13 protein-coding genes are annotated in these 23,417 nt (G+C 64.8%); 8 read left to right on the plus strand and 5 right to left on the minus strand.

Features of this window, described 5'->3' with window-relative positions; genetic code table 11:
• From rplW to rpsJ, 4 genes are all read right to left on the minus strand, one after another.
• Window positions 1-145: 50S ribosomal protein L23 (rplW, locus tag QM797_RS20405; protein WP_283277550.1), on the minus strand; the 145-nt coding region annotated here is incomplete at its 3' end.
• On the minus strand, window positions 142-819 hold the full coding sequence (gene rplD, locus QM797_RS20410) for a 50S ribosomal protein L4 (protein WP_032404662.1): 678 nt from the start codon (window positions 817-819) through the stop codon (window positions 142-144). The genes rplD and rplW, both read right to left, overlap by 4 nt.
• The gene (gene rplC, locus QM797_RS20415; protein ID WP_283277489.1) at window positions 816-1,481 is read right to left on the minus strand and encodes a 50S ribosomal protein L3; all 666 of its coding nucleotides are present in this window, start codon (window positions 1,479-1,481) and stop codon (window positions 816-818) included. Before rplC ends, rplD begins: the two co-directional genes overlap by 4 nt.
• 14 nt (window positions 1,482-1,495) lie before the next feature.
• Window positions 1,496-1,801: a 30S ribosomal protein S10 gene (gene rpsJ, locus QM797_RS20420; protein ID WP_003938093.1), complete on the minus strand. Its 306-nt coding sequence runs from the start codon at window positions 1,799-1,801 to the stop codon at window positions 1,496-1,498.
• 490 nt (window positions 1,802-2,291) lie between these two features.
• Between rpsJ and QM797_RS20425 the strand changes: the two genes are divergently transcribed.
• From QM797_RS20425 to QM797_RS20460, 8 genes are all read left to right on the plus strand, one after another.
• A complete protein-coding gene (locus tag QM797_RS20425) occupies window positions 2,292-2,786 on the plus strand; it encodes a hotdog fold domain-containing protein (RefSeq protein ID WP_283277490.1) in 495 nt (164 codons plus the stop codon).
• 12 nt (window positions 2,787-2,798) lie between these two features.
• The gene (locus tag QM797_RS20430) at window positions 2,799-3,704 is read left to right on the plus strand and encodes a prephenate dehydrogenase dimerization domain-containing protein (protein ID WP_283277491.1); all 906 of its coding nucleotides are present in this window, start codon (window positions 2,799-2,801) and stop codon (window positions 3,702-3,704) included.
• Window positions 3,705-3,736: 32 nt separating this feature from the next.
• Complete coding sequence (locus QM797_RS20435; RefSeq protein WP_283277551.1) at window positions 3,737-4,690, plus strand: AurF N-oxygenase family protein; 954 nt, start codon at window positions 3,737-3,739, stop codon at window positions 4,688-4,690.
• Between the two features lie 121 nt (window positions 4,691-4,811).
• Window positions 4,812-5,783 carry an ATP-binding cassette domain-containing protein gene (locus QM797_RS20440; protein ID WP_283277492.1) on the plus strand — a complete coding sequence of 324 codons (972 nt, stop codon included), beginning with the start codon at window positions 4,812-4,814 and terminating at the stop codon, window positions 5,781-5,783.
• Window positions 5,780-6,637: an ABC transporter permease gene (locus QM797_RS20445; protein WP_283277493.1), complete on the plus strand. Its 858-nt coding sequence runs from the start codon at window positions 5,780-5,782 to the stop codon at window positions 6,635-6,637. The genes QM797_RS20440 and QM797_RS20445 overlap by 4 nt, the downstream gene beginning before the upstream one ends.
• A 10-nt stretch (window positions 6,638-6,647) precedes the next feature.
• Complete coding sequence (locus tag QM797_RS20450; RefSeq protein WP_283277494.1) at window positions 6,648-7,502, plus strand: ABC transporter permease; 855 nt, start codon at window positions 6,648-6,650, stop codon at window positions 7,500-7,502.
• A gap of 190 nt (window positions 7,503-7,692) precedes the next feature.
• A complete protein-coding gene (locus QM797_RS20455; RefSeq protein ID WP_283277495.1) occupies window positions 7,693-8,616 on the plus strand; it encodes an esterase/lipase family protein in 924 nt (307 codons plus the stop codon).
• Window positions 8,617-8,681: 65 nt separating this feature from the next.
• Window positions 8,682-9,536 carry a glycosyltransferase family 2 protein gene (locus tag QM797_RS20460; RefSeq protein ID WP_283277496.1) on the plus strand — a complete coding sequence of 285 codons (855 nt, stop codon included), beginning with the start codon at window positions 8,682-8,684 and terminating at the stop codon, window positions 9,534-9,536.
• On the opposite strand, the gene QM797_RS20465 is transcribed toward QM797_RS20460, so the two are convergent.
• Window positions 9,533-23,269, minus strand: coding sequence for a non-ribosomal peptide synthetase (locus QM797_RS20465; RefSeq protein WP_283277497.1), 13,737 nt, complete (start codon window positions 23,267-23,269; stop codon window positions 9,533-9,535). The two genes, QM797_RS20460 and QM797_RS20465, sit on opposite strands and share 4 nt — an antisense overlap.
• Between the last annotated feature and the right edge of the window lie 148 nt (window positions 23,270-23,417).

A 23,417-nucleotide genomic window follows, 5' to 3' on the forward strand; every position in this document is an offset into this window, starting at 1 on the left:
TCTTCTCGACGGCAATCTTGATCTGCGTCTTGTTCGAGTCCGGGTGCACCAGGAACGTGTACGTGCCTTCTTCGATCAGTCCGTAGGACTTCTCGGAGATGACCGGTGCCAGCAAGACGTCGCGTGGATCGGCGATCGTGGTCACTTGCTTGCCTCCTCGTTCTTTGCAGGCCCAGCGATGAAGGTGTTCAGCGCTTCCACGCTGAAAATGACGTCATCGGCGTTGAGCACGTCGTACGTGTTGAGCTGGTCGGGTGCGATGGGGTGCACGCCGTCCAGGTTCTGGACGCTCTTCCACGCTGCGGTGTCTTCGCGTCCGACGACGAGCAGGACCTTCTTGCGGTCCGAGAGCTCGGCGAGGAACGTCTTGGCGCCCTTGGTGGATGGAATCTGTCCGGCAACCAGTTCGGTGATCACGTGGATCCGCTCGCTGCGAGCCCGATCGGAGAGGGCACCGCGCAATGCGGCCGCCTTCATCTTCTTGGGAGTCCGCTGGCTGTAGTCACGCGGCTGCGGTCCGTGGACCGTGCCACCGCCGACGAACTGAGGAGCGCGGGTCGAGCCCTGACGGGCGCGGCCGGTTCCCTTCTGGCGGTACGGCTTCTTGCCACCGCCGCGAACCTCGCCACGAGTCTTCGTGGAGTGCGTTCCCTGGCGTGCCGCTGCGAGCTGCGCAATGACAACCTGGTGGAGGAGCGCGATGTTCGCGGGTGCGTCGAAGATCGCCGACGGCAGATCGACGGTTCCGTTGGTCTTGCCACCGACCTCTTTGACGTCCAGCGTCAAGTTGGTTTCGGTCTTCTTGTCGAGGCTGGTCATGCCCGTGCACCACCCTTCAATGCAGACTTGACGATCACGACGTTGCCGCGACGGCCCGGGATTGCTCCCTTGATCAGCAGCAGACCGTTTTCGCTGTCCACCTTGTGGACCGAGAGGTTCTGCGTGGTTACGCGATCGCCACCCATACGTCCGGACATGCGCATTCCCTTGAACACGCGACCCGGAGTTGCGCAGCCACCGATGGATCCGGGGCGACGGTGCACGGCCTGTGCACCGTGGCTCGCACCCTGACCCTTGAAGCCGTGACGCTTCATGGTTCCGGCGAAGCCCTTGCCCTTGCTGGTGCCGGTGACGTCGACGTATGCGCCGTCCTCGAACACTGCAGCGGTGAGCTCCTGGCCGACCTCGAACTGCGAGGCGTCGGCTACGCGAATCTCCACGATGTGGCGACGCGGCGTGACACCTGCCTTCTCGAACTGGCCGGTATCGGGCTTGTTCACCTTGCGCGGGTCGATCGCACCGAATGCGACCTGGACGGCGCTGTAGCCGTCACGTTCCTGGGTGCGGACCTGGGTGACCACATTGGGGCCTGCCTTGATCACGGTCACCGGAACGACGCGGTTGTTCTCGTCGAAGACCTGGGTCATTCCGAGCTTGGTGCCCAGAATTCCTGTCGCAGGCCGGTTCTTGTTATCAGTCATCGTTGTCTCCGCGCTCACTGGATGTTGACGTCGACACTGGCCGGGAGGTCGATGCGCATGAGCGCGTCAACCGTCTTCGGTGTCGGGTCGAGGATGTCAATGAGCCGCTTGTGAGTACGCATCTCGAAGTGTTCGCGCGAGTCCTTGTACTTGTGCGGCGAACGGATGACGCAGTACACGTTCTTCTCTGTCGGCAACGGCACCGGTCCGACGACGCGGGCACCCGTACGGGTGACCGTTTCGACGATCTTGCGCGCTGACGCGTCGATCGCCTCATGGTCGTAGGCCTTGAGCCTGATGCGGATCTTTTGTCCCGCCACGCTTAGTGTCCTTTTCTTGCCGCTTGGTCGTAGAACGGGCCGTTCGGCCTGCTCCACCTCGTCTGCACAGTCCCCGAGCCGGTGGAACCCACCGACCCGAACTGCCTTCGTGCACACACGACAGTGAAAAACGTTGACGACCCAGGCGTGGCCTGCATCCGTTGCCGCTCTTCATCTGTCATGGTTCTCCGGTCCACGCGGTCGGGCGTGTCGCGATTCCGCTCATTCGTCTGCGCTGAAACTTTCGCTTCAACCACTCGAATCCAACGAAACCCGCACCGTTCGAGCTGGTGGTCCGGACGCGCTCACGTGGAGCGCTGATCTCATGTCCTACTCAGCCGGCCCGAAGGCCGACTCACCTGTTTCAGGCCGCACGCATGCGCGTCCCGTGTCCAGGCAACCCGACCAGTATGCCGCAGTCCGGGCGACAGATCAACTCGGGGTTCGTCGACACCGGCCGCGGTACCTTACCGAGCAGTAAGGTAGCGCCATGACAACAGTCGAGAACACCACCGGTGCCACGTATCGCGCCTGGTCCAAGCTTCCGAACAATACTATCGGGTCCACCCTGTTCTCCCTCGGCATGTGTTTGCGGGTTCCCTACTTTGCGTCCGTGCTGCCCAAAGTGGTCGCGCTCGAACCCGGTCGGTGCGAGGTAGCCGCTCCCAAATGGTTCGGTGTCCGGAACCACCTGGGTACCTTCCACGCCATCGCTGCGTGCAATCTCGCCGAGGTCGCGATGGGCATGCTTGCCGAGGCAACGGTGCCGACATCGCACCGGTGGATTCCCAAGTCCATGACAGTCGGCTATCTGACGAAGGCCACCACATCGCTGCGCGCGGTCGCCGAACTAGACAGGATTCCCGACTTCGCGGCCGTCACCGAGGGCATCGACCTCGTCGTCCCGGTCTCGATACGCGACACCGCAGGCATCGAAGTCGTGCATGCGGACATCACGATCTGGGTGTCCGCCGCGGCTCGTTGACATACTCGAACGATGAATGCGGTGCGGCAGTCGGAGTCCGATGGCTCGGTAGTGGTGGTCGGTGGCTCGGGGGCCGTCGGCCGATTGATGGTCGACCTGCTGCGCGGTGACGGCGTACCGGTGACGGTCGTCGACCTGTCCGGCAGTCCCGATGCCGGCTCTGCCGTCACGGTCGGAAACATCACCGCGCCCGACGAACGGCTCGGCTCGATTCTGGCAAGTGCCGTCACAGTAATTCTGGCGGTGCCCGAATCCGTGGCGTTGGCCGCAGACCTGTCGGCCTTACGGCCCGACGCGCTGCTGGTCGAGACCTTGTCGGTGAAGTCCGGCTTTTCTCGCCATGTGGACGCCATCGATCGACCCGGTGCCACCGTCGGTATCAACCCGATGTTCGCCCCGTCGCTGGGAATGGCCGGACGCCCGGTTGCCGTCGTCGTGCACCGCGAAGGCCCGTTGGCACAGGCCTTTCTCGACGGTGTCGCTCGATGGGGTGGGCGCGTGGTGCTTCTCGACGCCGCACGCCACGATCGCCTCGCCGCCGCGACGCAGGCACTGACGCATGCCAGCGTGCTGGCGTTCGGGTTGGCACTGGCCGAACTCGACCTTCCCTTTGCCGACATCGATGCCGTTGCGCCTCCTCCACACGCCACGATGCTCGCCATGCTTGCTCGCATCACGGGCGGCGAACCCGAGGTCTACTGGGACGTACAGGCAGGCAATCCCCACGCCGCCGAGGCCAGAGCGGCACTGCGCCGCGCTACGCAGACTCTGAACGAGACGGTCGATTCCGGTTCCGAGGCCCAGTTCGCGCGACTGTTGACCGAGGCAGAGTCCGCGTTGGACGGAAGCGGCGATCGCTATCGAGCCGTGTGTGCCGAGATGTTCGGTATCGTTCTGGGTAACAGTGGTAATCGATGACCACGGGTAACAGCGCGGAGGCGAGGCACGCAATGCTGGAACAGCCGTCGTTTCCGGAGTTCGACTCCGACGATGTCGTGGAGAGTGCGGTCGTCTCACGGTTGGCCAAGAACTGGGCGCAGCGCGCGACAGTGAAGAAGCCCGAACCCGAGCTCGACGACCTGTTCGACACGTCCAAACAGGATTTCCCCGACGCCCTCATCCCCTTCGGCGAGCACGACACCTTCACCGGTGCCACCCCCGAGCAGAAGGATCGCCTCCGAGCCTGGGGTTGGATCGCATTCAACAAGAACGTGATGGATGTCGAGCAGCACGTCGTCCATCCTGGTTTCGCGATTCTGGCGCAGGACGTGTTCGAAACCGGAATGGGTGACACCCTCGCAGTAGCAGTGACCCAGGCGATGGTGGACGAGCAGTACCACACGCTGATGCACCTCAACGCGAGCGCAGCGACGCGGCGCGGGCGAGGGTGGGCCCTGTCGGAGCGTTCGTTGCCGTTCAGCTCCACCGTCCGTCGGCAGCGCGCCGCTCAGGCGACCAGCGACGACCCGTGGTCGTCGGCAATCAGTTCGCTCGCCTTCATGACCGTCGCAGAGATCTCCATCACGTCCTACCTCGACTTGATCGAGGACGACGACGTCATCCAGCCCATCAATCGGGCGACCGTGAAACTGCACAATCGCGACGAGTACTGCCATGCGTCGATCGCCGACGACATGGCCGCAATCGTGTTCGATCGGCTCGGAGCCAACGACCGACAGAAGTTCCTCGACGGTCTCGTCGATGGCATGGATGCGTTCTCGAGCAGCGATTTCTCCACCTGGCGACGCATTCTCGAGCTCGAGGGCATCTGCGGTGCCGAAGAGATGCTGGCCGATGTCGAGCAGGACAAGAGTCGCCGTGCTCTGGTTCAGGACTACAGCGGGCTTCGGTCTCTGTGCCGGAAACTCGACGTCGAGGACAGTATCGATATCGATTGGGGCTGACTGCGAAGGTCACCCGGCGTCGACCCGCAGGTAACATTCTCGGGGAATTCCGGTATCAAGTAGTGGCCCTCGACTCCACGGGGTCCTGTCCCACCATTCACCCCGACAGCTCGGAGATTCGATGTCGTCAGCTCAACACGCAGCCGTACACGTGGAGGACGTACACAAGTCCTTCGGTGATGTGCATGCGCTGCGCGGCATCAGCTTCTCCGCCGAACGGGGGACTGTCCTGGGCATTCTCGGCCCCAACGGAGCAGGCAAAACGACCACCGTCAAGGTGCTGTCCACCCTGATCGCACCGGACAGTGGCCGCGCCTTCGTCGCGGGACACGATGTTGCCGCGGACGCCCCGGCGGTACGACGCTCGATCATGATGACCGGACAGTACGCGGCCCTGGACGACACCCTGTCCGGCCGCGAGAACATAGAGTTGTTCGGCCGCCTGATGGGTCTGGACAAGAGGGCCGCCAAGGCGCGCGCCAAGGCTCTGCTCGACGAGTTCGACCTCTCGGACACCGGTAAGCGGCCTGTCAAAGGGTACTCCGGCGGCATGCGTCGCCGCATCGACATCGCGTGTGGCTTGGTCGTGCGGCCGGAGGTCGTGTTCCTCGACGAGCCGACCACCGGACTCGACCCTCGCAGCCGACAGGGTGTGTGGTCGCTGGTCGAGGCGCTCAAGGCACAGGGCATCACCGTGCTGTTGACGACGCAGTACCTCGAAGAAGCGGACGTCCTCAGCGACAACATCATCGTCATCGACAGGGGCACTGTCATCGCCGAGGGGACCTCGGATCAGCTCAAGGCCATGACCGGCGGCAGCTACTGCGAAGTGGTACCGCTCGATCCCGGTCAGCTCCGAGCAGCCGCCCGTGCGTTGGGTGAAATGGTCCCGGCTGCCGTGCACGCCGAGATCACCGCTACATCCGACCGGCTCTCCGTGCCGGCACCCGACGGCGCAGCGACGCTGTCCGAGATACTGCGCCGCGTCGACGCGGAGGGAATCGTGTTGGCCGACATCGCACTGCGGCGACCCTCGCTGGACGACGTGTTCCTCACCCTCACCGGGCACTCGCAGACGACCACCACACCATGACGGCCACGACGCGAGGCGTACCCAACACGCAGGCACGGATCGTGGAACGGACCGGTGCCGGCTCGACGACTCAGCAGCCGAAACGGCGATCGAAGACGAGGCCGTCGGGTTTCGTGCAATGGCAGGCCCTCACCGGCCGTGCCCTCTGGACCATGTTGACCAAGGGTGAATTGCTCGTCGCGGTCATCGCCCCGCTGATCTTCACCGTCGGCTTCTATCTGCCGTTGAAGTTCGTGATGGGCCTGCAAGGCATCAATTACGCCCAGTTTCTGATGCCGATCATCGTGCTGCAGGCAATGGCGTTCACCGCCATTTCCGCCGCACAACGGGCATCGATGGAGGCCATGAGTGGACTCAATTCTCGTTTGAAGACGATGCCCGTCGTACGCGGTGTCCCACTGGTTTCCCGAATCTCGAGTGGCGTCGTCCGTTCGCTGGTGTCGCTCGTATCCGCCCTGGCTTTCGGTTACGTCATCGGTTTTCGCTTCACTGCAGGCTTCGGTCAGGCCCTTCTGTTCTGCGCACTGGCCATGCTGATCAGCACCACGCTGTCTATCGGTGCCGACGCGATCGGAACGCTGTCGAAGAGCCCCGAAGCGACCAGCCAAGTGTTGACCCTTCCCCAGCTCATTCTCGGTATGGCCTCGTGCGGGTTCGTTCCGGAAAGCGGTTTCCCGGAACTGATCCGCCCGTTCGTTCGCAATCAACCGATTTCGCAGTTCTCTTTCGCGATGCGGGATATGGCCGAAGGCGGAGTCAGCTTCCAGGTGTTGTGGCCGTCGCTCGCGTGGGTGGTCGGCCTCATCCTGTTCTTCGTACCGCTCGCCATCTGGGCGAGCTCGAGACCAGAGTGACGAGTCCGAGATGACGATGTCAGAAGCATCGGTGAACACCACCCGAGTGTCCAGCTTGACCTTCCCCGAACCGAACATGGTGCTGCGCGAAGGGTCTCTTCGTGCACTCTGGACCCACAGTCTGATCCAGGCCAAGCGACTGTTGATGCGATGGATGCGCGATCCGTCGACGATGATTCAAGCATTGCTGTACCCCGCCTTGATGCTGGTCATGTTCCGTGTGGTGCTCGGAAACTCGATTTCCGCGGCCACCGGATCGCCGGCGATCTACGGCCAGGTGCCGATGATCGCCCTCGTCGGAGCCATGTTCGGATCCATCGTCAGCGCAGTCGGCCTCAAGGGCGAACGTAAATCGGGTTTGTTGTCCCGGTTCTGGACGACACCTACGCACCGCGCCGCCGGCCTGCTGGGAAGGATGATCGCCGAAGCAGTTCGAGTGTTCGTCACAACCATTGTCATCACCTGTGCCGGTGTGGCGATGGGGTTCCGATTCACCCAGGGAGTTCCGGCCGGCATCTTGTTGATCTTGGTGCCAGTGGTATTCGGCATCGGGTTCGCGGTGATGGTGACGTTCCTGGCCACCGTCGCCGGCGACGCGCCCCTGGTCGAAGTCGTCTCGATCTTCGCCACCCTGCTCATGTTCTTCAATGCCGGATTCGTACCCGTGCTGGCCTACCCCCCGTGGCTTCAACCGGTCGTCGCCGCTCAGCCGATGTCGGTTGCGGTCGATGCAATGCGAAATCTTGCGATGGGTGGTCCGGTTCTGACGCCGGTATTGCACACCCTTGCGTGGTCACTGGGAATGGCAGCAGTGTTTCTGATCCCCGCAATCCGCGGTTACAAGAAGGCATCTGCGACCGGCTGACACCCCGGCGATCGGGCACCGGCGACAGAAAGCCCGTGCACGTGGGCATCATCACACTGGTGCGGATACACAACCCGTAGACCAGCAATCTTGACATTCTCCACAAGGCTGCAGGCAACAAAGATGTTACGGTCGTGTCAACCACGTTCTGCCGCCGTCGTCCGACGGTGAGCCATATCGGAAAGAGGCCATGGCGATTTCAACCCGAGCTGCGCGTATCTTGTGCGCGATCGCAGCAACGTCCGCCATGATTTTCTCGGGGACCTCCATCGCGTCCGCCGCTCCCGACGCTCCCCCGGTGCCGGTCCCGACCGTCGAGGGAACCAACGACTTCAGCTGTGTTCCCAGCCCAGAGCATCCTCGACCCGTCGTCTTGATACACGGAACCAAGATGGACGCCACGACATGGGCAATTCTCGCCCCTCAGCTCATCGAGCAAGGCTACTGCGTGTTCGCACCCAGCTACGGTGCAGTGGGCCTGCTGTTCGAGCCGGGCAAGGTCATCTGGGGCTCCGGCGACATCCCGCAGTCCGCGCGCGAAATCGGCGGGTTCATCGACAAGGTGTTGACGTCGACCGGAGCCTCCCAGGTAGACATCGTCGGACACTCGCAGGGCGGAACGGTAGCTCGCCAGTACATGAAGTTCGACGGCGGTACAGATCCCACCGACCCAGCGCGCAACAAGGTACACAGCCTCGTCACCTTGGGCGCGACCAACCACGGAACCACGTTCGGTGGGCTCCAGGAGTTGGCAAGGGTGGTCACGTCACTTGGACTCCCCGGTGACGCCATCACACCGTTGACCTGGAACATGGCAGGTGCCCAGCAACTGGTGGGCTCGCCGGTGCTGGTCAACCTCAATGCCGGCGGTGACGCGCTACCAGGAGTGGACTACACGGTGATCGCCACTCGCGACGACACCATCTCGACACCGCCCGATCTGACCTTCCTGCGGACGGGAGACACGGAGTCGGTGCACAACGTCTGGGTTCAGGACGTCTGCCCCGCTGCTACGACCAGCCACGTCGGCCTCGTGACGGATCCAGCACCGAACTTCATGGTGATCTCCGCACTCGACCCGGAATACGCCTCGACTCACACCGCGCCCTGCTGACGGTGAGACGGGCGGACCGGAACGTAGCGTTTCATCCGACCGCCAGCTAGAGAAGGATCTTCTTCGTGTCCGAGTCCATAGCCGTCTCGATCGTGGTGCCCGCTCACAATGCCGGGGAATTACTGGCTGTCCAGTTGACCGCGCTGTTGCAGCAGGACTATGACGGACTGTTCGAGGTCGTGGTGGTCGACAACAATTCGACGGACGGTTCGGTGGACCACCTCGAGAATTCGGATTACGGCCGGCCGGTGCGCATCGTGCGGGCCCACGACGGTGTCGGGCCTGCCTACGCCCGAAATCGAGGGGCAGATGCCGCTCACGGCGAACTGCTGCTGTTCTGTGACGCCGACGATCGGGTCCACCCCGATTGGGTACGCAAGATGGTCGATTTCCTGCACGACGGCAAGTACGACATCGTGACATCTGCTGTCGAGGGACGAACCCTCAACCCTTCAGGGCATCGCAAGATCGCCGAGATCGCGTCTCCGGAAAAGTTTCAATCCCCCAAGTTCTTCGCCCCGATCGTCGTGGGGTGCAGCTTCGGATGCACGGCTGCGGCGTACCGAGCTCTGGGAGGGATCGACGAAACCTACCGGGCGAACGAGGAAGTCGAATTCGGGTGGCGTGCGGTCCGGTCCGGTTACCGAGTGGGCTACTTGCCCGAGGCACTCGTCGCATACCGGTATCGAGTCGGCTTCCGAGCTGGTTTCCGCCAGGGCATGTCTCGCGGAACCAGCTTCGCGCGACTCGCAGATGCGTTCACCGAAAGTGGGCTGCCCGCCCAGTCGGCCACTCGCCTCTGCGGTGAACTCCTCGGACTCGCTGTTGCCCGCGCGACGTCCGAGGAGCGCGGCTTGCTGATGGGTATCGCACTCGGCCGCATGCGCGGCGGGATCACCCACCGCAACCTGCGTCTCTAATCGATCGTTCGCCTCTCGGCCGCAGCCATCGCCGTGTCGAGTACTTGCCCGACCACCGCCAACGACTCCGGTGTGGTCATGTTCGCGTGTGTGGTGTCGACGTCTACATTCTCGATGGTCCCGCTCACAAACGGCGACCACATCAGGGCTGCGTCGGCCGCAGACGGGTGATCGTGTGACGCAGAGAAGAACAGCAGATCCCCCTCCAGGGTCGCAGGCGAGTAGCCGTTGATCTTCGTCGCGCTGGACACCGCGTCGTCGTACAGGTTCGACACCTGCTGCTCGTCGAACATGTCGAGTTCGGCCAATACGAGATCGACCACCTGCCGGCGCGTGGCAGCACTTCGCACGTTTTCGAACTCCCCCACCCCACCGATCCCGAGCGCGCGTAGGTTGTCTGCGAACTCCTCGACGAAAACGGTCTCGTCGACGGTCGGAAGACTGTCGAGCATCGCGACCACGCCGACGTCGTTGCCGGACGCGCGGAGCGCAACGGCGACGGCATGCGCAAGAACGCCTCCGAACGACCAGCCCAACAGATGGATCGGTCCTGTGGGTTGCACGCGAAGAATCTCGCGCGCGTAGAACTCTGCTTGCTCGTCCATCGTGCGCAGTGATGCCGATGCATCGAGCAACCGAGGAAGTTGCAGGCCGTAGATGGGGCGGCCCGGTGCCGTGGTCTCGGCCAACGCGGCGTAGTTCCATGCCAGCCCGATCATCGGGTGGATGCAGAACAGCGCCGGACCGTCACCACCGCCCCGAATGGGAAGTACCGCCGCCAACGGATCCGCCGCCGTGGTCTCCTCGGACGCCGACGCCTCGTGTATGCGACGCGCCAAGAGTTCGACGGTCGGCTCGGTCAAGACCCACTGCACCGACACCGCAGCGCCGCAGCGCGATCGGATGCGTGCCGCGAGCTTGGCGGCGAGGAGCGAATTGCCGCCCAGTTCGAAAAACCTGTCGTCGAGTCCGATGTCGCCGAGACCCAGCACATCGGCCACCGAGGCAGCCACCTCGGCTTCGAGTTCGGTTGTCGGCGCACGAAACTCGATCCGGCGCAGCTGCGGGTCGGGCAGAGCTCGACGATCCAGCTTTCCGTTGACCGTGAGCGGCAACGAATCGAGCACCATCACGGCATCGGGAACCATGTACGACGCCAAACGCCGTGCCACATGCTCCCGCACGAGATCGACATCGAGGGACGCGCCGGCCGCCGCATCGGGTACCACGTAGCCGACCAGCTGCGATCCGAGGTGACCGTCCTCGCGGACCACGGCGACCGTCTGCTTCACGCCGGGCACCGACGAAAGCGCCGCTTCGATCTCACCGAGCTCGATCCGGAAGCCGCGTAACTGCACCTGCGAGTCCGCCCGGCCGACGTAGTCGAGGGTGCCCTGCGGCGTCCACTGCGCCAGATCGCCGGTGCGGTACATTCGCGCGCCGACGCCGTGGAACGGGTTCGCGACGAAGCGTCCCACCGTCAGTCCTGCACGTCCGAGATACCCGCGCGCGAGCTGCACACCGAACACGTAGACCTCGCCCACCACTCCGACCGGAACCGGACGCAGACCCTGATCGAGTACGTAAGTGCCGAGGCCGTCGATCGCCGTCCCGATCGGGTGTCGGACGTTCTCGTCGACACCGCGGACCTCGTGATGTGTCACGTGCACCGTGGTCTCGGTGATCCCGTACATATTGCTCAGCAGTGGTGCATCGGTTCCGTGCGCGTCGAACCAGCCGGTGAGCTTGCTCGGGTCGAGAGCCTCGCCGCCGAACACTATGTGGCGCAGCGCCGTCGGCGACGCCGAGGCGGTCCGCTCGGCGTCGATGAACTGGTAGAACGCCGACGGTGTCTGGCTGAGCATCGTCACGCCCTCGCGCGCCACGAGCTCGACGAACTCCTGTGGCGAACGAGACGTGGCATGTTCCACCACCACCAGAGTTCCGCCGTGCAGCAGCGGCCCCCATATTTCCCACACGGAGAAGTCGAACGCGAACGAGTGAAACATCGTCCAGACGTCGCCCGGTCCGAAATCGAACGTCCGATCGGTGTTGCGGAACAGCCGCACGACATTCTCGTTCGGCACCGCAACACCTTTGGGAGTACCGGTGGACCCGGAGGTGTAGATGACGTACGCCAGGTCGGCGCCGCTGCGCACCGCGGCGCGCCGGGCCGTCGTCTGCCGATGCTCTTCGTCGCTCCCGCGGGCGTCCTCGACATCAATCACGGGTACACCGAACTCGGCGTACGCCGACGCGCCGTCGCTGTCGGTCAGCACACCGACCGGTCGCGCATCCTCGATCATGAACCGCGCCCGGTCGACCGGAAGCGACGTGTCGACGGGCAGGTAGCCGGCACCGGACTTCAGCACGGCCAGCAACCCTACGATCAGCTCGATACCGCGGGGAAGTGCTACGGCCACCAAGGTTTCGCGTGTTGCTCCCCGACGTTCGAGAGCGCCGGCCAGATGCTCGGCGCGCACATCGAGTTCGCGGTAGGTCACGCGCGAATCACCGAACACCACCGCGGTCGCGTCGGGTGCGGCGAGCACCTGCTTCTCGAACAGCGAGATCAGCGATTCATCCGAGTTGTCGGAATCAGGCTCTGCTACAGCCTCTTTCGTGACACCGTTCCAGGTCTGCAAGACCTGCGTCCGCTCGTCACGGTCGAGAATGTCGATGGACCCGGCCGCGCCGGTGGAGTCGCCTGCAACGGCACCGAGCACCCGGGCGAATCTGGTCGTCATCGACGCCGCTGCTTCTGCATCGATCAGATCGGTTCGATACTTCAGAGTGAAGGTGATCTCGGCGTCGGCCACGACCACCATGGTCAACGGGTAGTGGGTTGCGTCCTTGGTGTCGACCCCCATGACGCTCATGCCGTCGATGGAACTCGCGGCGGACAAACCTGACTTGTCGATCGGGTACGACTCGAACACCACGAGGGTGTCGAACATCGCCCCGGTACCCACGGCCTGCTGGATGTCGGTCAGACCGACGTAGTGATGGTCGAGCAACCCCGACTGCTCCCGCTGCGTACGGTGCACCAGATCCTCGATGCTCGTGGTCGCGTCCTGCGTGAACCGAACCGGGACGGTGTTGATGAACAGACCGACCATCGACTCGATGCCGTCCAACTCCGCTGGACGACCGGACACGGTTGTTCCGAACACGACATCGTCGCGAGTCAGCAAACGCGAGAGGAGTATTCCCCACGCCACCTGCACGAGGGTGTTCATCGTGACGCCCAGTTCCGACGCGCGCTCCGACAGCCGAGAAGCATCGGCACCGCTCAGGACGAGCTTCTTCTCGGCTATGCCCTCGGCGCCGGCATCGCCGGTGGCACGCTGCGAGATCAGCGTCGGGTCGTCGAGTCCAGCGAACGCCCGTCGCCATGCGTCCAGCGAATCGCCGATCGCACGCGTGGACAACCACGCGAGGAAATTGCGGTACGGGCGCACTCGCGGCAGAACGCTCGTCTCGCCGCGAGTCGCATACAGAATCAACAGATCCTTCATCAGGATCGGCATCGACCATCCGTCGAGCAGGATGTGATGGCTGGTCACGCCGAGTGTCCAGCGATCGACGGACGTGCGCACCAGCAGGAAACGGATCAGCGGTGGCGTGGTCATGTCGAATCCGAGCGCTTGCTCGCTTCTCAACAGCTCTTCCGCGGATGTCGAATCACTGTCGGCAACAGTGAGATCGACGGTTCGCCACGGCACGCGAACCGAATCGACGACGACCTGAACAGCAGTGCCGGTCTCGTCGCGCAGGAATGCGGTACGCAGGTTCGAATAGCGTTCGAGAATCCGATCCGCTGCGGTGTGCAGCCTGTCGGCATCGACGTCGCCACCGAGGTGCAGCTGTATCTGCGTGGTGTACACGTCGGTGGTTGCCTCGGAGATCGACGCGTGGAACAGCAGACCGTTCTGCAACGGCGACAGTGGCCAGATGTCACCGACCGCCGGCAGCTCCGACTCGATCCGCTCGATGTCGCGTTGGGAGAGGTGCACGAGCGGCAGGTCCGACGGCGTCAGACCTCCGGCGCCGTCGCGACCCCCGTGCTCGACGATCGACGTCAGCGCATCTCGCCAGTGCTCGGCCAACGCTTGCACGTCGGGCTCGGACAGCAAGGTCGTCGGAAAGCCGAAGTCCGCGGTGAGGCGTCCCCCCACCACGACTGCGTTGATGTCGATGGGTGCCATCGCGGGCGCATCCGCGTCCGGGGTCCCGGTGAGATCGCCGAGGTCGCCGGCCGGAATCCACCCGACTGCCCCCATCCCCTCGGGTATGTCGGCGGCCGAGACCCTGCCGAGGTAGTTGAAGCTGATCTGCGCGTGCGCCGCCGAGGGCGGGGCGAACGCCGGGTCGCCCATGTATCGCAGCAAGCCGTAGCCCAGTCCCTTGTCCGGAATCGATCGCAGCTGCTCCTTGACCGACTTGAGCACGGTGCCGGCCGCGGATCCGCCGGAGAAAGCGTCGCCGATGTCGATGGCGTCGAGTTCGAGCCGAACGGGGTAGATGCCGGTGAACCAGCCGACGGTTCGAGACAGGTCGGCCCCTGGTGCCAGGGACTCCTCACGTCCGTGGCCCTCGAGTCGGATCAGGACCGACGAGGACTGCTCGCCCCGCTCACCACGCCATCGGGCTACCGCCAGCGAGAGCGCGGCGAGGAGAACATCGTCGACGCCGGCGTTGAAGGCAGTCGGTATCGCCGCCGTCACGGCATCGGTCGTGGCCTCGTCCACCTCGATGTGTACCTTGCGCACCGTCGATGCCAAGTCGACTGCCGGGTCGAAGTCGCGCGGGCCCACCGGCAACTCGACGTTGTCGACAACTGAAGTCCAGTAGGGCAATTCGGCTCTACGGACGTCGGAAGCTGCGTTGTCGGCGAGTGCATGTGCCCACCGCCGGAACGAGGTACCGGTCGCGTCGAGTGTCGGGACCGCACCGCCCGACACCTGCAGCCAGGCGGAGATCAGATCGGGAACGATGATGCGCCAGGAGACGCCGTCGACGACGAGGTGGTGCGCGGCGACGATGAGCCGGCCCGTGTCGTCGGTTCGTTCTCCCGACGGTGAGGTCGGATCGAGCCACGCGAACTCGACGACTCGTCCGGCCGCCGGATCCAGACGACCGAGCGCGCCCTCAAGTGCTGTCGCGGCGAGCGCCCGACGATCCTCGTCACCGAGGGCCGGGTCCATGGCCGTGCGAGTGACGGCCGCTCCGACGTCGACACTGCCGTGCTCGCGCGTGCGCAGCTCCCATGCGCCGTCGACGCCCCGCTGCAGTACCGCCCGCAGCATGTCGTGGCGATCGACCACGGCGGTGAGGGTGGCGACGATCTGACTCTCGGTGATGCCGGAGGGAAGCTCGAGAGCAAGGTTCTGGGTGAACCGATCGAAGCCACCGGCGCGCTCGACCATGAAGCCGACGGCCGGGGTCAGCGGAATCGTCCCCACTCCCCCGCCTGGCAGTTCCTCGAGCACCTCGGCGGCACCGGATTCCACTATCTCAGCAAGTGCGGCAACGGTTCTGAGCTCGAACACGTCCCGCGGTCCGAAGTTCAGGCCGCGGGCCCGGGCGCGAGAGACCAGCTGGATGGATACGATGCTGTCGCCGCCGAGGGCGAAGAACGAGTCGTCCACGCCCACGGTGTCGACACCGAGTACTTCCGCGAACACCTCACTCAGGGCGCGCTCGGTGTCGGTGGACGGTTCGCGACCTGCACTGGTCTCGAACACCGGCTCCGGCAACGCGTTTCGATCGAGCTTGCCCACCGGCGTCAGCGGGACTTCGTCCACCACGATCACCGCGGAGGGCACCATGTGCGCGGGAAGGGATTTCCCGACGTGGTCGCGAACATCGGCGGCGTCGACGTGAGCTCCCGGCTGCAGTCGGACGTACGACACGAGTGCGGTGCCGCCGGAGGGAAGCGTCCGCCCCAGGGTGGCAACGAAATCCACGCCCGGGTAGGCCGCAACGACGGAGTCGATCTCACCGAGCTCGATACGGAATCCGCGAATCTTGACCTGGAAGTCCGAGCGGCCCACGTATTCGATCACGTTGCTGCCGTTGTTCTTTCGCCAGCGTACGACGTCGCCCGTGCGATACATCCGGTCCACCGCGTCACCGAACGGATTCGCGACGAAGCGCTCGGCCGTCAGTCCGTGCCGCCGGAGATATCCCCGCGATAGCTGAACACCGGCGAGGTAGAGCTCGCCGGTGACGCCGAGCGGCACCGGACGCAGGCGCGAATCCAGGACGTACGACGCCATTCCCCGGATCGGTCCGCCGATCGACAACAGGTCGTTCGACGTCAGGGCATCGCTGATGTTCGTCATGATGGTGGTCTCGGTGGGGCCGTAACCGTTGAAGAACCGAACCCGAGCAGACCAGCGCTGCACCAACTCCGGCGTGCACTGCTCACCGCCGGCGATCACGACGTCGAGACTGGTCACCGCGTCGGGATCGATCGAGGCGAGCACCGTCGGTGTCAGGAACGTGTGCGTCACCGACTCTCGCGTGATCAGCGCCTCCAGCTCGCCGCCGCCGTACGTGCGCGGTGGCGCGATCACCAGGGTGGACGCGGAGGCGACCGCGAGAAGCAACTCGAGAACGGAGGCGTCGAAACTGGGCGACGCGAAGTGCAGCGCACGCGAGTACTCGGTGAGTTCGTACCTCTCGCTCTGCTCGGCCGCAAAGTTGGCCAGCCCGCGATGTGTGACCACCACACCCTTGGGCTTTCCGGTGGAGCCGGAGGTGTAGATGACGTATGCGGCGTCGCCGGTCTGCGCACGGCGAATCGAATCAGGCTGCACTACTGGGGTGTTCGGCTGTACGAGTGTATCGACGACAATCCAGTCCACGTCGGTCGGCAGCGAGTCGACGACATCCGATGTCGTCAGACCGACCTGTACGCCGGAGTCGCTGAGCATGAAGCGAACACGATCGTCCGGATAATCGGGATCTACGGGTACAAAGGCTGCGCCGGATGCAGTCACCGCCCACACTGCGGTCACCGACTCGATGCTGCGGCGCGTGGCCACGGCCACCATGGTGCCCGGTCCGACACCGCGATCTATCAGGGTTTCGGCGATCGCTGCGGACGTCTCGTCGAGCTCACGATAAGTCACCCGGTCGGCGCCCTGCGCCATTGCGACTCCGTCCGGGTTCGAAGCGACTGCGTCGGACATCAGATCCGCGAGAGTGCGCGCGGGCACGGTTCCCACCGGTCCGCGGAGCAGATCCTGCACCTCGCCCGGTGCCGACAACTCGATGTCGCCCACCACCGTCTCGGGATCGGCCGCTACCGCGGCGAGCACCCGCACGAGGCGTGCCGAGATCTCCTCGACGGTGTCTGCATCGAACAGGTCGGTGGCGTAGGTGATCACGCCTGCCATGCCGTCGGGGCTGCCGTCGGACCGGGCTTGCTCGGACAACGTGAACTGCATGTCGAACTTTGCGCTCGTGTCCTCGATGTCGACACCGGCGATCGTCAGATCGGGCAGCGTCAGAGAGCTCGTGGCCGGGTTCTGGAACGAAAGCGCGATCTGGAACAGCGGGTGCCTGGACTGCGACCGCTCCGGGTTGAGCTTTTCCACCAGCCGCTCGAACGGGACGTCGGCGTGGGCGAACGCATCGAGGTCCGAGTGCCGCACCGTGTTCAGAACGGTGTGGAACGAACTGCTCGGCTGCACCTCGGTGCGCAGTACGAGGGTGTTGACGAACATGCCGACGAGGTCGTCGAGAGCGGCGTCGCCGCGTCCCGCGATCGGCGTGCCGATCACCACGTCGTCGGTCGCCGCCAATCGCGCGATCAGCACGGCCAGCGCAGCGTGGACCACCATGAACAGTGTCGAGCCGTTCTCGCGTGCGATTCGGCCCAGGGCATCGTGCAGCGAGGCGTCGATCTCGAATCGAGCCGCCGCTCCCCTGTTGCTGGTCACCGGCGGACGCGGTCGGTCGGTGGGTAGATCCACTCGGTCGGGAATTCCGGCAAGCGTGCGAGCCCAGAAGTCGAGCTGCTTCGAGAGCACCGACTCCGGGTCGGACTCCTCACCCAGTACTCGGCGCTGCCACAGGGTGTAGTCCGCGTACTGCACGGCCAGACTCGACCAGGCCGGGGCGGATCCCGCTGTGCGGGCCGAGTAGGCCACCGCGAGGTCGCGCGCGAGCGGACCCATCGAGAACGCGTCACCGCTGATGTGGTGTACCACCACGGCCAGCACGTACTCGCGGTCACTGAGCCGGTACAGCCAGGCTCGCAGCGGTACCTGGATCGTCACATCGAACGGCATGCCGACTGCATCGGTCAGAACAGCGACGAGTTCGTCGGGCCGAACCGCAATGGGCGTGATGTCAGGCACCTCGATACCCTCGGTCACCACCGATTGCCGGGCACGTCCATCGGTTTCGGGATACAGCGTCCGCAGCGACTCGTGCCGATGCACGATGTCCGATACGGCACCCTGCAGCGCGGCCACGTCCAGGTCACCGGTCAGCGAGATCGCCAACGGCAGGTTGTCGACCGCCGAGGCAGTGTCGAACTGGTTGAGGAACCACATCCGCTGCTGGGCGTAGGACAGCGGGATCTCCGACGGACGCTCGACGGGCTCGAGTGCAGGCACAGCTCGCTCGGTGGACAGCGCAGATACGGCGGCAGCGAACGCGGCGACGGTCGAGGCCTCGAACAGCACGCGCACGGGAACGCGCCATCCTGCGGCGGCTCCCACCCGTGCGACCAATCGGGTTGCGATGAGGGAGTTTCCGCCCAGATCGAAGAAGTCGTCGTCGAGTCCGACGCGGTCCACGCCCAGAACGTCACCGAAGGCTGCGGCGACGATCTCTTCCACCGGTGTCGACGGTGCGCGGTACTGCCGACTGTCGATCGATGGGGACGGCAATGCGCGACGGTCCAGCTTGCCGCTCGAGTTCAACGGCAACGCACTCAGGACGACGACGGCACCCGGAAGCATGTACGCGGGCAACAGATTCTTGACGAACTCGGTGAGCGATGCACGATCGGGTGCGGCGCCGACCGTCGGCACCACATAGGCCACGAGCTGATCACCGGTGGCCGTCGGCACCACCAGCACGACGGCCTGGTTGACGTCCGGTGAGGTGAGCAACGCGGATTCGATATCACCGAGTTCGATGCGCTGGCCGCGGAACTTGACCTGGAAATCGGTACGGCCTATGTAGTCGAGCACGCCGTCCGGTCGACGGCGAACCAGATCGCCGGTGCGGTACATCCGCGTTCCGGAACCATCCACGGCAGCGACGAAACGGTCCGAGGTCAGATCCGGGCGCGCGACGTAGCCACGGGCGAGCTGGTCGCCCACGAGATACAGCTCGCCCTGGACTCCTGCAGGCACAGCGTGAAGACGCCGATCGAGTACTACTGCACCGACGTTCCATTCTGCGACGCCGATCGGTACCGAGCCACGCGAATCCGGCTCTGCGCGATGATGAGTCACCGATACTGCGGCCTCGGTCGGCCCGTAGAGATTGTGGACGCGGGCACTGCTGACGCGTGCGAAATCGGTGACGGTCTCCGGTGGCAACGCTTCGCCGATGACGAAGATGTCACGCAGCGTGGCACATTCGTCGGCGCGCGCGTGGGCGGCGAACACGGTGAGCATCGAGGGAACGAAATCCGTCAGCGTCACCCCGTGCCGGGCGATCGAGGCCGAGATGTACTCCGGATCGCGGTGTCCGTCCGGCGTCGCGAGAACGACGCGTCCTCCGGTTCGCAGTGGAAGGAAGAAGCCCCACACGGAGACGTCGAAGGTGGTCGCCGTCTTCTGGAAATAGACGTCGGTGTCCGTCATGTCGTACTGCGCCGACATCCACGCCAACTGATTTTCGACCGCGCGATGGGAGACCGCGACGCCCTTGGGGTCTCCGGTCGAACCGGAGGTGAAGATGACATAGGCGGGACTGGACGTGTTCAGAGCGCGTAACTCGTTCGCGCGCAGTGGAGTTCCGTCGATCGCCGGATCGAGGGTGTCGACCGCGATGGACTCCGGTGCAGTGTCGTCGTTACTGGATTCGTCGGATCCGACGGCGGTGGCGGTGGTCAGGAGACACAGCGGCGCAGCCGTGCCGAGAATGTGGGATCTGCGCTCGGTCGGTAGGTCGGGGTCGATAGGCACGTATGCGCCGCCTGCGCGGACCACGGCGTAGATTGCCACCAGCAGGTCGATCGAGCGCCGGATGGACACTGCGACGAGCACCTCGGGGCCGACGCCTCGCGAGATCAGGTGCCGCGCCAGTGCGTTGACCTTGTGGTCGAAGTCCGCGTACGTCAGCGTCACGTCCTCGAATGTCACCGCCGGTGAATCGGGTGTGGCCGATACCTGCCGGACGTAGGCCTCCAGAATCGGCCGATCCGGCACCGCCACTGCTTCGACGGCAGAGTGTTCGGTGGACCGTACCCGCTCGGCAGCGTCGAGCAGATCCACATCGCCGACCGCAAGCCCAGGCGATTCGGTGAGTCGAGCGAGCAGCCTGACGAAGCGGTCGGCGATGTCGCGTACCGTCTCCTCGTCGAACAGATCCGCCGCGTAGGTGAACGTTCCTGCGAGCGCGTGCTTCTCGGTTCCGACAGCGCGGTCCTCCAGGACCAGTTGCAGATCGAACTTCGCGACCACCTCGCCGAGGTCGAGCGCAGCGACCGTCAGATCCGGCAGCTCGAGCGTGCCTGTCGCCTGGTTCTGGAAGAACAGAGCGACCTGGAACAACGGGTGCCGGTCACCGGAGCGGATGGGGTCGAGCACCTCGACCAGACGCTCGAACGGAAGATCGGCGTGCGCAAACGCCTGCAGATCGGCTTCGCGAACCTGGGCGAGCAAGTCCGAGAACGTATGGGACGGATCGACCGAAGTGCGCAGCACGAGCGTGTTGACGAACATCCCGATCACGTCGTCGAGGGCCTCTTCACCGCGACCGGCGATCGGCGATCCGACCACCACGTCAGTGGAATCGGACAGCCGAGCGAGCAGCACCGCGAATGCGGCATGCACCACCATGAACGGTGTCGCCCCGTTCTCGCGGGCGAGACGCTCGATTGCGGTCGTCGACGACGCGTCGATGTCGAAGCCGAGTACCCGACCTACGCCCGACGGATCCAGTGGGCGGCTGCGGTCCGTCGGCAGATCGAGCTGATCGGGCAACTCGTCGAGAGCGGACTTCCAGAACGAAATTTGCCGATGCGCAACGGAATCGGGGTCGTCGTCGGACCCCAGTACCTCGTGCTGCCACAGCGTGTAGTCGGCGTACTGGACCGCCATGGGTTCCCAGCCGGGTGCGTCACCGGCGCTGCGAGCGACGTACGCGGTCATGATGTCTCGCACCAGCGGAGCGACCGAGGAGCCGTCGGCGGTGATGTGGTGAGCCACCAACACGAAGACGTAGTGGTCGGCACTCAATTCCAGAAGGTGCAACCGCACCGGGACCCGCTGTGTCACATCGAAACCTGCGAAGGCCAGCTCCCGGACCCGACGCGCGACGTCGTCGGCCTCGACCGGTTCGACCTCGAGCGTGATTCCGCTCGCGGGTGCGTCCCGCACCACCTGGTATCCGGTCCCGTCGACCTCGGGGTAGTACGTGCGCAGAGATTCGTGACGTTCGACGACATCGGTGATCGCAGAGGACAGTGCCTGCACGTCGAGAGTTCCGCGCAAATCGATGGCGGCCGGGATGTTGTTCGCTCCCGACGTCGTGTCGAACCGGTTGAGGAACCACATCCGCCGTTGAGCCAACGACAGTGGGATCCGCTCTGGCCGCTCGCGCTTCGCCAACACCGGCTGCGGTCCGCTCGCGGAGTTGTCGCCATCGGGCGAGGCATTCTCCAGGTGGGCGGCCAGGGCCTGCACCGTCGAGAACTCGAAGACGGTGCGCGCCGGCACTCGGGTTCCGGTCGCGGTACCCAGACGCGCAGCCAATTGCGTTGCGATCAGCGAGTTTCCACCGAGCTCGAAGAAGTCGTCGTCGGCACCGACACGATCCATTCCGAGCAGCGCGCCGAAGGTCTCCGCCACGGTGATTTCGAGCGGCGTCGAGGGGCTACGAAACTCGGCCGCAGCGAAAACCGGAGCGGGCAACGCGGCCCGGTCCAGCTTGCCCACCGGCGTCAGAGGAATCGAGTCGAGTGCGATGATCATCGACGGAACCATGTGCCGCGGAAGACGCTGTGCCGCAACCGAGAGCAACGATTGCTCGTCGAATGCTCCCGCCCCCGAGGGCAACACGTAGGACACCAGGGCGGTGGCTTTCGACGGTGTCTCCCGGCCGACCGTCACCGCGAACTCGACGCTCTCGTCGGCGGACAGAACGGAGTCGATCTCGCCCAGCTCGACGCGGAAGCCACGGATCTTGACCTGGAAGTCGTTGCGGCCGATGTATTCGACCACCCGTTCACCCTTGTCCACTCGCCAGCGAACGACGTCCCCGGTGCGATACATTCGCGCACCGTCCTCACCGAAGGGGCATGCGACGAAGCGGTCCGAAGTCAGGCCGAGTCTGCGGTGGTAGCCGCGAGCGAGTCCCGGTCCGGCCAAGTACAACTCGCCTGCCACCCCGTCGGGTGCGGCGTTCAGGGACGCATCGAGGACGTAGGCGGACATGCCACGAATCGGGCCGCCGATGGTCACCCGCTCGTTCTCGGCAATGGGTCCGCCGATATTGGTCATGATCGTCGTCTCGGTCGGCCCGTAACCGTTGTAGAAGCGGCGGTCCGGTGCCCATCGGTTGGCCAGCTCCGGCGGGCATGCTTCTCCGCCGACAACAACGGTCCGCAGGGTCGGAACCTCCACCGGGTTCACCGAGGCCAGCGCCGCCGGAGTGATGAAGGCATGGCTGACGCTCTCGGCGCGTACGAGCGCCGCCAGATCGTCTCCGCCGAGGATCGTCGGAGACGCCACGACCATCGTCGAACCGCGGCCGATGCTCATCAGGAGTTCGAGTACGGACGCGTCGAAGCTCGGTGACGCAAAATGCAGCACTCGTGACTGCGCTGTGAGCGAGTAGCGATCGATCTGTTCCTGACAGAAGTTGCTCAGACCGGAATGGGTGACGACGACGCCCTTGGGCAGACCGGTCGAGCCGGAGGTGTAGATCATGTACGCCGGGTGCGTCGGCTCGAGGGCCCGCCCCCGGTCCTCCGCCGTCACGGGCTCGGCGGACAGTTCATCGAGACGCATGATCATGTCGGCATCGTCGATCACGAGCCATTCGACATCGGCGGGCAGATCCTCGTGTACTGAGCCGACGGTCAGCCCGAGCAGGACTCCGGAGTCGGACACCATGTGCCGCACCCGGTCGGACGGGTAGTTCGGATCGATCGGCACGAACGCCGCGCCGGTCTTGGCCACCGCCCACAGCGCCGTCACGGACAGATCGGAGCGCGGAATCGACAGGGCGACGAAATCCTCGGGGCCGACGCCGCGCGCGATCAGCAAGCGGGCGAGCGCGGACGATCGGGCGTCGAGCTCGGCGTAGGTCCAGGTTCGGCCGTCGAACACGAGTGCACTCGAATCCGGTCCGAGTTCGACGGCCGAGGCCAGCAACTGAGGCAGCAGTGGGGTACGCGGGCGGCGACGAGTCGGACGCTCACGTCGCGCCGGTCGTTCTCTGGTTCGTGCTTCCCGGACGGGTTCTCCCGTACTTCTACCTACCGGGGTCCCGTCGCCAGTCGTTCCTGCAGTTCCCGACGTCTCGGTACCCATCTACTGTCGAACTCCTCACCTCGAACGGCCGCGTTGCCGTCCGCACCCTGACCATCGGTTCTCCGTGCCCGAGCCCTCCGGGTAACGGCCGTTCGTGTTTCCGCCGATACCCGCAGTCGTCCGGTACTCATCCAACGCCGTATCGGGC

The sequence above is a fragment of the Rhodococcus sp. IEGM 1381 genome, from assembly GCF_030056795.1.
Classification (GTDB): domain Bacteria; phylum Actinomycetota; class Actinomycetes; order Mycobacteriales; family Mycobacteriaceae; genus Rhodococcoides.

What these genes read in the sequence shown, in the direction of transcription:
- rplD (WP_032404662.1), bottom strand. Translation starts at nt 819, where the DNA reads ATGACCAGCCTCGACAAGAAGACCGAAACCAACTTGACGCTGGACGTC.
- rplC (WP_283277489.1), bottom strand. Translation starts at nt 1,481, where the DNA reads ATGACTGATAACAAGAACCGGCCTGCGACAGGAATTCTGGGCACCAAG.
- QM797_RS20425 (WP_283277490.1), top strand. Translation starts at nt 2,292, where the DNA reads ATGACAACAGTCGAGAACACCACCGGTGCCACGTATCGCGCCTGGTCC.
- QM797_RS20430 (WP_283277491.1), top strand. Translation starts at nt 2,799, where the DNA reads ATGAATGCGGTGCGGCAGTCGGAGTCCGATGGCTCGGTAGTGGTGGTC.
- QM797_RS20435 (WP_283277551.1), top strand. Translation starts at nt 3,737, where the DNA reads ATGCTGGAACAGCCGTCGTTTCCGGAGTTCGACTCCGACGATGTCGTG.
- QM797_RS20440 (WP_283277492.1), top strand. Translation starts at nt 4,812, where the DNA reads ATGTCGTCAGCTCAACACGCAGCCGTACACGTGGAGGACGTACACAAG.
- QM797_RS20445 (WP_283277493.1), top strand. Translation starts at nt 5,780, where the DNA reads ATGACGGCCACGACGCGAGGCGTACCCAACACGCAGGCACGGATCGTG.
- QM797_RS20450 (WP_283277494.1), top strand. Translation starts at nt 6,648, where the DNA reads ATGACGATGTCAGAAGCATCGGTGAACACCACCCGAGTGTCCAGCTTG.
- QM797_RS20455 (WP_283277495.1), top strand. Translation starts at nt 7,693, where the DNA reads ATGGCGATTTCAACCCGAGCTGCGCGTATCTTGTGCGCGATCGCAGCA.
- QM797_RS20465 (WP_283277497.1), bottom strand. Translation starts at nt 23,269, where the DNA reads ATGGGTACCGAGACGTCGGGAACTGCAGGAACGACTGGCGACGGGACC.